This is a genomic window from Acidimicrobiia bacterium (assembly GCA_036271555.1).
Classification (GTDB): Bacteria; Actinomycetota; Acidimicrobiia; order IMCC26256; family PALSA-610; genus DATBAK01.
The window spans coordinates 1-8810 of sequence record DATBAK010000018.1; the positions used below are offsets into that span (position 1 = coordinate 1).

The window sequence follows — 8810 nt, forward strand, 5'->3', positions numbered from 1 at the left end:
CGCAAGCCGGTCTTGAGCTGTCGACCCAGCTCGAAGAGCTGTCGTCACCGGTCCTGGAGTTCATCCGCGACAGGTGCTGCATCGGCGCGGAGTTTCAGATCTCGCGCGCTGATTTGTTCGATGCCTGGAGGTCGTGGTGTGTCAAGAACGGCGTCGCCGCGGGCACGTCCGCGACCTTCGGCCGTGACCTGAAGGCAGCTCAACCACACGTCACCTCGGCGCGACCGCGGACCGGTGATGGGGACCGAACATGGATGCATCGAGGCATTGGTCTGCGCGCTGCCGAGTGAGACGCGCGGTCCACGCGGTCCAGGAGCTCGCCGACCTTCGACTGGAACGAGAGATGCGCTACCGAGGAGGACGCCGTGGAACCATTCGATAAAGACCTCGTCGCAGCCAAGAGCGATCGCTACGAAAGGCCACTCGACCTGAGTGAGGCTGCGACCGCAATGCTCGTGCATCTCGGGCCATTTGGTCCGGAGACGTTCAGTTGCACGGATCCGTCGGACATCGAGTACGGCGCACCGTGGAGGGAGGTGGCACAGATGGCGCAGACTCTGAACGAGGCGATCGAGCTCGCCGCTGCCGCCGGTCGGCTCGGCTTCTGCTCAACAGGTATCGCCCTGGCGCTGCGCGCCGCCCACCTCGCGTCGGTCGAGCGCTGCCGTGGGCTCGCCATCTGCGCGGGCGCGAAGGAACTCAGGTCGGCCGCGGATGAACTTCGGCGGTTCGCGAGCATCGCAGAGGATCTCGCCGCTGATCTCGGTCATCGGGAGGTCCTACTGCAGAACGCCGCATGGTTCGACGACCTCGCTCGAGCACGCTGACACCGGCATTGCGTGACGGCTGAGTACGGCTATACTCAGCTGCCGATGGGCCGACGCGTGGACGTGGACCAGCTCGTCGGAGCCTGGGAGATCGCGGACCGTCTCAGCGTCGCACGACCGCAGGTCGTCCATGAGTGGCGCCGGCGTCACGACGACTTCCCGGAGCCGGTGGTGGAGCTGCGGCAGGTCCTCATCTGGCACTGGCCAGATGTCGAGAAGTGGGCCGAGTCGACGGGCCGCTTAGGCACTACGTGGAAGAGACGGAGACAGTGACGAAGCGACGCGGGTCTGGCGAAGGTGGGCTCTACCGCCGCGCGGACGGGCTCTCGTGCGCAAGCGTCGAGCTCGGACGCGACCCGAAGACCGGACGACGACTTCGGAAAGTCGTGCGCGCGAAGACGAAGGCCGATGCGATGCGTCGAGTGGAGGAGGTCCGGCGCGCCGTCGCGTCCGGAGTAGGCACGACGAACGAGCGACAGTCGACCGCCGAGTACCTCACGTTGTGGCTCGACAAGGTGCTGCCTGGCACGGTGAAGGACGAGACCGCCGCGAGCTATCGCTACGTCATCGATCACTACGTGCTACCGCACATCGGCACGGTTCCCGTCGCGAAGCTGACGCCGGACCATGTCGACAGCATGCTGACTTCGCTCAGGAAGGCGGGGCTGTCAGTGAGGACTCAGCGATACGCGCGCGCTGTGCTCCGTCGCGCGTTGAGCCACGCGGAGCGCCGCGGCGTCGTCACGAGGAACGTGGCCGCTCTCGTCGACGGCCCGAAGGGCGGCGGCCGGAAGCTCGACGACGCGCCGACCGCGAGCGAGGCGCGGGCGATCCTCGCCGCTGCAAAGGGCGACCGACTCGAAGCCTTCGCGGTCCTCGCGCTGACCCTCGGACTGCGGCGCGGCGAACTGCTCGGGCTCCAGTGGTCCGACCTTGATCTCGACGCGAAGCAGCTGACCGTCAATCGAACGCTCCATTACACGGCGGGCAGGGGCCTCAGGGTCGGCTCGCCCAAGACACGCGGCAGCGCGCGCACGATTCCGCTTCCGGACCGTTGTGTCGCCGCGCTTGCTCAGCATCGCGTGCGCCAAGCCGAGGAGCGGCTCAAGGCGGGCGGCTCATGGCGCGAGAGCGCCCATGTGTTCACGTCGCCGATCGGGACACCTCTCGACCCTCGCAACGCGCTGCGCTGGTGGCACGGCGTGACGGAGAAGGCCGGGGTCGGCCGTCGGCGGATCCACGCCGCGCGGCACACCGCGGCGACCGTGATGCTGGAGCAAGGCGCGCCGTTGGAAGTCGTGAGCGCTGTGCTCGGCCACGCGAGCCTCGCGATCACGGCGGACGTCTACGCGAAGCCAGCGGCGGACGCGAAGCGGCGCGCGCTCACAGCCGTCTCCGACTCCTACGACGAGTCAGCCACTGCGTGATCGTGGCGCTTGGCTACACCGTTGGCTACACCACTACGGCCGTCACCGCAGCTCCAGCCCGATGACGAGGACTTCTTCAGTGCGCTCGGCGGGAGTCGAACCCACAACCTTCTGATCCGTAGTCAGATGCTCTATCCATTGAGCTACGAGCGCTGGCGCGAGGGATCATCGTAGACCGGCGCCGCCGCAGTCGCCCCTTCTAAGCTGAACGCCGGGTTCGGGGTGTTTGCACGACCGTCCGGCGGCGGCGGGACGCGGGGAGGGCGAGGCGGGCCGTGACGGTCGATCTGCTGTCGTACCTGCCCCGCCTGTCGGTCGACTGGACGCACGCCGCGCCCGACGAACGGTGGCGCGTCATCGACGGCACGCTCGTATTCGTCGACGTGTCGGGCTTCACGAAGATGTCGGAGCGACTCGCGCGTCACGGCAAGGTCGGCGCCGAAGAGGTGGCCGAGGTCATCGGCCACGCGTTCACCGAGCTCCTCGCGGTCGCGTACGACAACGGCGGCAGCCTGCTGAAGTTCGGTGGCGACGCGCTGCTGCTCCTCTTCGAGGACGACGGGCACGCGCCGCGCGCGACGAACGCGGCGATCGGCATGCAGCACCGGCTCCGCGAAGTCGGAAGGATCGACACGACCGCGGGCCGGGTGACGCTGCGCATGTCGGCGGGTGTGCACAGCGGCGAGTTCGGGTGCTTCCTCGTCGGCGACTCGCACCGCGAGCTCCTGCTCGCGGGGCCCGCGGTGACGACGACCGCGGCCATGGAGGGCGCGGCATCGGCCGGCGAGGTGATCGTGTCCGCCGCGACCGCGGCCGCGCTCCCGCCCGCCCTCCTCGGGGCGCCGCTCGGACCGGGCATCCGCATCCGGCGCGGCGCGCGCCCGGTCGCGAGCGCGCTGCCGTTCGAGCGCATGGTCCCCCGCGGTTTCGAGCCCGCGCCGTTCCTGCCGACGGCGATCCGCCGCCACCTCGAAGCCGGCGGTGGCGACCCCGAGCACCGCCAGGTGACCGTCGCGTTCCTGCACTTCGATGGCACCGACGCACTGTTCGAGCAGGAAGGTCCGGCCGCCGTCGCAGCAGCGCTCGAAGAGCTCGTCGTCGACGTGCAACAGACCGTCGACGCGCGCGACGTGACGTTCCTCGCGACCGACGTCGACAAGGACGGCGGCAAGATCATCCTCGCGGCGGGCGCGCCGCGCCGCGCCGAGCGCGACGAGGACCGCCTGCTCGCCGCGGTGCACGATGTCGTCGCGCGACCGCATCGGCTGCCGGTGCGCGCGGGCGTGCATCGCGGCTCCGTGTTCGCCGGCAACATCGGCCCTGCGTTTCGCCGCACGTACACACTCATGGGCGACGCCGTGAACCTGTCGGCGCGGCTCATGGCGCGCGCCGAGCCGGGCCAGGTCATCACCACACCCGCGGTGCTCCGGCACAGCATCACACCGTGGTCGACGACCGCGCTCGAACCGTTCATGGTGAAGGGCAAGCGCTTGGCCGTCGAGGCGTTCGCGCTCGGCGCGCCCGAACGCCGCGCGCTCACCGAGGCCGCGTCACTTCCACTCGTCGGCCGCAAGGCCGAGATCACCGCGCTCACCGAGCAGGTCGACGCGGTGTTGCAGGGCGACGGCCGGTTCGTGCAGATCGTCGGCGGTGCGGGCATCGGCAAGTCGCGGCTCACGGAGGAGCTCGAGCGCATCGTCGCGGGACGGCTGCCGACGATGCGGATCACGTGCGATCCGTACGAGGCGCACACGCCCTACGCCGCGTTCTGGTGGCTGTTGCACGATCTCCTCGACGTCGCGCCCGACGCACCTCGCGACGAGGTCGCGGCCCGGCTCGCGCGCGTCGTCACCGACGCGACCCCCGACCTCGTGCCCTGGCTCCCCTTGCTGGCGACGCCGCTCGACCTCGACCTTCCCGACACGGTCGAGACCGCGCGCCTCGCGCCGGAGTTCCGCCGCGACCGCGTGAACGAGGTCACCGCGTTGCTCGTCGACGCGCTCATGCCGACACCCGTGCTCGTCGTCGCGGAAGACCTGCACTGGATGGACTCCGCGTCACAGGCGATCCTGTCGGTGATCGTGCAGGGTCTGCGCGCCCGCAACGCGCTCGTGTGCGCGACCAACCGCGATGACCTCGACCTGCAGTCGGACGCACCGCACGTCTTCACGTTGCGGCCCGAGCCGCTCACCGAGGAGGAGTCGGCGGCGGCGCTCCTCGGCGCGACGGAGGACGCACCGCTGCGGCCCGGGGACATCGCCAAGCTCGCGGCGCGCGCGGCCGGCAGTCCGCTGTTCCTCTCGGAGCTCCTCGCGACCGCGCGCGCGACCGGCGTCGATTCCCTCCCCGAGTCCGTGGATGCGGTGATCAGCGCGCAGGTCGACCTGTTGCCACCCGCGCATCAACTGCTGCTGCGTTATGCGTCGGTGCTCGGCCGCACCTTCTCGCTCGCGGAGCTGCGCGCGGTCGTGGAGCCGGATCTGCCGGTCATCGACGACGCGATGTGGGACCAGCTCTCCGGCTTCCTGATCGTCGGTAGTACCGACACGATCGCGTTCCGTCACGCGCTGCTGCGCGACACCGTGTACGAAGGCCTCGCGTACCGACGCCGGCGCACGCTGCACTCACGCGCCTGCGATGCGATGGCGACCCGCCTCGGCGACGACGTCGAGAGCGAGGCCGAGCTCCTGTCGCTGCACTGCTTCCACGCGCAGCGGTTCGCCGACGCGTGGCAGTACGCACAGATCGCGGGACGGCGCGCCTACGCGAAGTACGCGAACGTCGAGGCCGGCGAGTTCCTCGAGCGCGCGCTCGCGGCGTCCCGCTACGTGCGGGCCGAGCTTCCGTCCGACGACATCGCCGACGCCTGGGAGGTCCTCGGCGACGCGCGCGAACGCTCGGGTCATTTCGACACCGCGCTCGCCGCGTACCGCAGCGCGCGCAAGCTGCGCGCGGGAGACGCGCCCGCCGAGGCGGGGCTGCTGGTGAAGGAAGCGGTGATCGCGGAGCGGACCGGTCATTACCGGCGGGTCGTCGCGACCGCGCGGCGCGGGCTGCAGCTCCTCGACGCCGCGGGCGTCGGCGCGACCGAGCCGCGCGCGCAGTTGAAGACCTGGCACGCCATCGTGCGCCAGACGCAGGGCCGGAGCGACGAGGCCGCCGCGGTCTGCACCGAGGCCGTCGCCGACGCGGTCGCGGCCGGCGCGCTCGCGGCCGAGGCCCAGGCGCGTTTCATCCTCGACTGGATCCACGTCGAGCGCGGTCACCCGGAGCTCGCGACGCACTCGGCGCGCGCCCTCGAGATCTACCGGGAGCTCGACGATCTCGGCGGCCAGGCGGTCGTGCTCAACAACCTCGGCGCGTTCGCGTACTGGGAAGGTCGGTGGACCGAGGCCCTCGAGCTGTACGACCAGGGGCGCGCGGCGCGTCTCGTGACCGGCAACGCGGTCGACGCCGCGAGCGGCACGATGAACATCGGCGAGGTCCTCGCCGACCAGGGCCATCTCGACGCGGCCGAGCAGTCGTTCCGCGACGCGGCGCGCGTGTGGCGAGCCGTCGAGCATCCGTCGGGCCACGCGCTCGCGACGATGCACCTCGGTCGCATCGCAGCGCGGCGCGGCGACTTCGACGCCGCCTTCGCGCTGCTCGCCGAGGCACGCGACACGTTCGCGAGCATCGGATCGACCGGCGACGTGCTCGAGGTCGACGCGCGAACCGCGGAGTGTCTCAACCTGCGCGGCGACTTCGACGCCGCGCTCGCCATGGCCGACGCGCAGCTCGAGCGCTCACGGGGGCAGGTCGAGCTCACCGTGCTCCAACGCATCCGCGGGGTCGCACTCGTTGCGCTCGGACGCGTCGACGAGGGGTACGCCGCGCTGACCGAAAGCCTCGAAGAAGCGCGCGCCCGTGACGCGCGCTTCGAGATCGCGTTGACCCAGCACGCGCTCGTCGCAGCCGCGAACGCGAGCGGCGAGCGCGACATCGCCGCGGCGGCCGAGCGTGAAGCCGCGACGATCTTCGCCGAGCTCGGTGTGACGTCGGTGCCCGCGACTCCGACCGCGGTGCTCGCCCCTACCTGAAGCCGATCTTCGGGTCGCCGGAGAGCAGCAGGATCTGCACCTGCAACCAGTGGTTCGTCAGCTTCTTCGCGTTGATGCACGGCGACGGCACCGCGTAGCCGCTGTGGGGACCGAGCCCGTTGCGCTGGAGCACCCGGCTGTAGTGGATCTGCGCGTGCGTCCAGTGCGGGCGCGGTCCGCAGTACGCGATCGGCGTGATCGGTCCTTCGGGCGACTTCTGCACGTAGAGCTTCACGTTCGCCCCGTGCGTCGCGATGCTGCGGTCGAAGCGGATCTGCAGCACCGCCGGGCTCTTCGGGTTGGTGTAGCCGGAGAAGTCGGTGAGGCCGAGCAGATCGCCGCGGCACGCGGAGCCGCCGCAGAAGCCGGTCGGCGCGGTCTCGGTGTCGAGGGTCATCTGCGCGCCCGCTCCGCTGCCGGGAAGCGCGAACGACGCGACCGTCGGCGTGTTGTCGGACGGCTTGCCCGGTCCAAGGTCGATCGACCCGCCCGGTGGCACGTAACCGCTGACCGAGTCGGAGGAGCTGCTCGCCACGTTCGTGCTCGCTTCGGACGTCACGCCGGGCGCGGGCACTTCGTCGGAGGTCGCGTTCGTGGACACGTTGAACGTGCCGCTCTCGGATCCGCTGCTCGGCACGTTGACGACGACCTGGATCGTGGCCGACGCGCCCGAGGTGAGGTCGCCGAGGTAGCAGACCACGTCGTTGTCGGTCTCGTCCGCCGGGTGCAGCGTGCCTTCGCTCTCGTCGTCGCAGAAACCCTGTGACGGATTCGCGCTGATCACGTTGCCGCCGAGATCACTCGTGACGTCGGCGACGACGTTGTGGTTCGTCGCGCCGGTCGCGGTGACCGTGATGTCGTCGACGACGTTGTCGCCTTCGGTCACCGGGTTCGGAGTCAGCCCGCTCTGCACGTCGAGTCCGGGCACCGCCCAATCGGCGCTCGCGGACGCGACCGCCTCGCACGGCGCTTCGTCGTCGGCGTCGTAGCACGCACTGATCTGATCGGAGCCCGCGTTCGTTCCCGTGTAGGTGAGGGTCGCGGCGCCGGAGTCGTCGGTCGCCTCGGTGTCGGTGCCGGGGTTCGCGCCGGTGACGGTGAAGTCGACGGGCGCGTCGACGATCGGGTTGCCGTCCTGGTCGGTCAGCGTCGCGGTGACGCTGTGCTGCGCCCCGACGATGTTGCTCGCGGTCGGCGGCTGGAGGTCGAGCGAGTAGGTGACGGGGGTCGCGCCCTGCGCGCAGTTGACGCCGGGGTTCGCCACGAAGCCGACGCGCAGGTTGTCGAGGAACACGGCCGAGTCGACGCCATGATCGCCCTGGTCGAAGATCGAGAAGTAGAGCGAGTGCGCGCCCGGGCTCACCTGATGGAAGGCGTGCAACACGCCGGTGGCCGCGCCGTCGGGGTTCTCGCCGTTGCCCTCGAACGCGGTGCCCGCGCCGTTGGCCGGTGTCATGCCACCGATGCCGGTCGAGTTGACGCTGACGACGTCGCCCGAGCCATCGAACGCGAAGTTGTTCGGCGCGGTGATCGCGGAACCCGACGTCGTCCAGTCCGATGTGTCGAGCTCGGCGACGAACGCGTCGTCGTACGACGTGCCGACGAAGCGCGGGTACTCCTCCGACAGGAACTTGAAGTCGAACGCGAGACAGTTGGAACCGCTCGGCACGTCGACGTCGACCTTCAGGATCGAGACGTCGTTGTCGGTGTCGCCGCGCACGTCGTCGCTGCCGCCGGCGTTCGTGCTCGCGAACGTGCCGGGGTTCGGCACGCTGTTCACGTCACCGGTCGTGAGGATGCCGAACGACGAGCCGTCGGTCGGGAAGTCCGCGAGCGCGGCGTCCGACGTTCCGTTCGGCGTGCCGTCGGGCTCGGCGACGAACGACGCACCCGTGACGTGCGCGGTCGGCGACGAGAGCGCGGCCGCGATCGCGGTCGCGTCGCCCGAGGCGACCACCGTCGCGCCCGCACCACTCGTCCCGGCGGCGATGCCGCTCGCCGCGAAGCCCGCGACCAGCGTGCACGCCAGAAAGACCCTCACCGTCCCGCGCATGTCGACCTCCGCGGGCGCGCGCCAGTGCCTGGCCCCCTTGCGCCCCCGGGGAGTCTCGTTCGGGCCTCCTATCGCGTCAAACCCGCGCCGCGTCGCGCCGCCGTTGATCTCTCGGCACGGCCATCCGCTCCGGGGTACGGCTCCGGAGACACCAGAGCGGCGGGGAAACCAGCAACCCAGGAGGAATGTTGAAGAGAATCGGACGGATCGTCGCGGGCGCAGTCGTAATCGGCGCGCTCGCGATCGGGGGCGTCGCCGTTGCGGGCGTGAACAATCCCGCGAGCAATGCCTCGAACATCCCCGGTCGGGGCATCAACGAGTTCGGCATGACCGTCGCCAACTACGACGGCGTACCGCTGGACTTCACCTACAGCAAGGGCTTCTACTGCGACACGACCGTGCCGAGCACGGCCACGAGCAAGTG

The 8810-nt window shown here is 70.3% G+C and carries 6 protein-coding genes and 1 tRNA gene; 5 read left to right on the top strand and 2 right to left on the bottom strand.

Going from position 1 to position 8810, the window contains the following annotated elements; genetic code table 11:
- The 3 genes from VH914_05675 to VH914_05685 form a co-directional block, all read left to right on the top strand.
- On the top strand, window positions 1-290 hold a 290-nt coding region (locus tag VH914_05675; protein ID HEX4490679.1), incomplete at its 5' end, for a primase-like DNA-binding domain-containing protein.
- Window positions 291-365: 75 nt separating this feature from the next.
- Window positions 366-827, top strand: a complete 462-nt coding sequence (locus tag VH914_05680; GenBank protein ID HEX4490680.1) for a hypothetical protein — start codon at window positions 366-368, stop codon at window positions 825-827.
- A gap of 500 nt (window positions 828-1327) precedes the next feature.
- Window positions 1328-2254: a tyrosine-type recombinase/integrase gene (locus VH914_05685; GenBank protein HEX4490681.1), complete on the top strand. Its 927-nt coding sequence runs from the start codon at window positions 1328-1330 to the stop codon at window positions 2252-2254.
- A gap of 80 nt (window positions 2255-2334) precedes the next feature.
- Here VH914_05685 and VH914_05690 read toward each other — a convergent pair.
- Window positions 2335-2407 (bottom strand) — tRNA-Arg (locus tag VH914_05690).
- Between the two features lie 122 nt (window positions 2408-2529).
- Between VH914_05690 and VH914_05695 the strand changes: the two genes are divergently transcribed.
- Window positions 2530-6333: an adenylate/guanylate cyclase domain-containing protein gene (locus tag VH914_05695; protein HEX4490682.1), complete on the top strand. Its 3804-nt coding sequence runs from the start codon at window positions 2530-2532 to the stop codon at window positions 6331-6333.
- Here the strand turns inward: VH914_05695 and VH914_05700 are convergent.
- The gene (locus tag VH914_05700) at window positions 6326-8374 is read right to left on the bottom strand and encodes a choice-of-anchor L domain-containing protein (protein HEX4490683.1); all 2049 of its coding nucleotides are present in this window, start codon (window positions 8372-8374) and stop codon (window positions 6326-6328) included. The genes VH914_05695 and VH914_05700 overlap by 8 nt on opposite strands.
- A gap of 200 nt (window positions 8375-8574) precedes the next feature.
- Here VH914_05700 and VH914_05705 point away from each other — a divergent pair.
- Window positions 8575-8810: hypothetical protein (locus VH914_05705; protein ID HEX4490684.1), on the top strand; the 236-nt coding region annotated here is incomplete at its 3' end.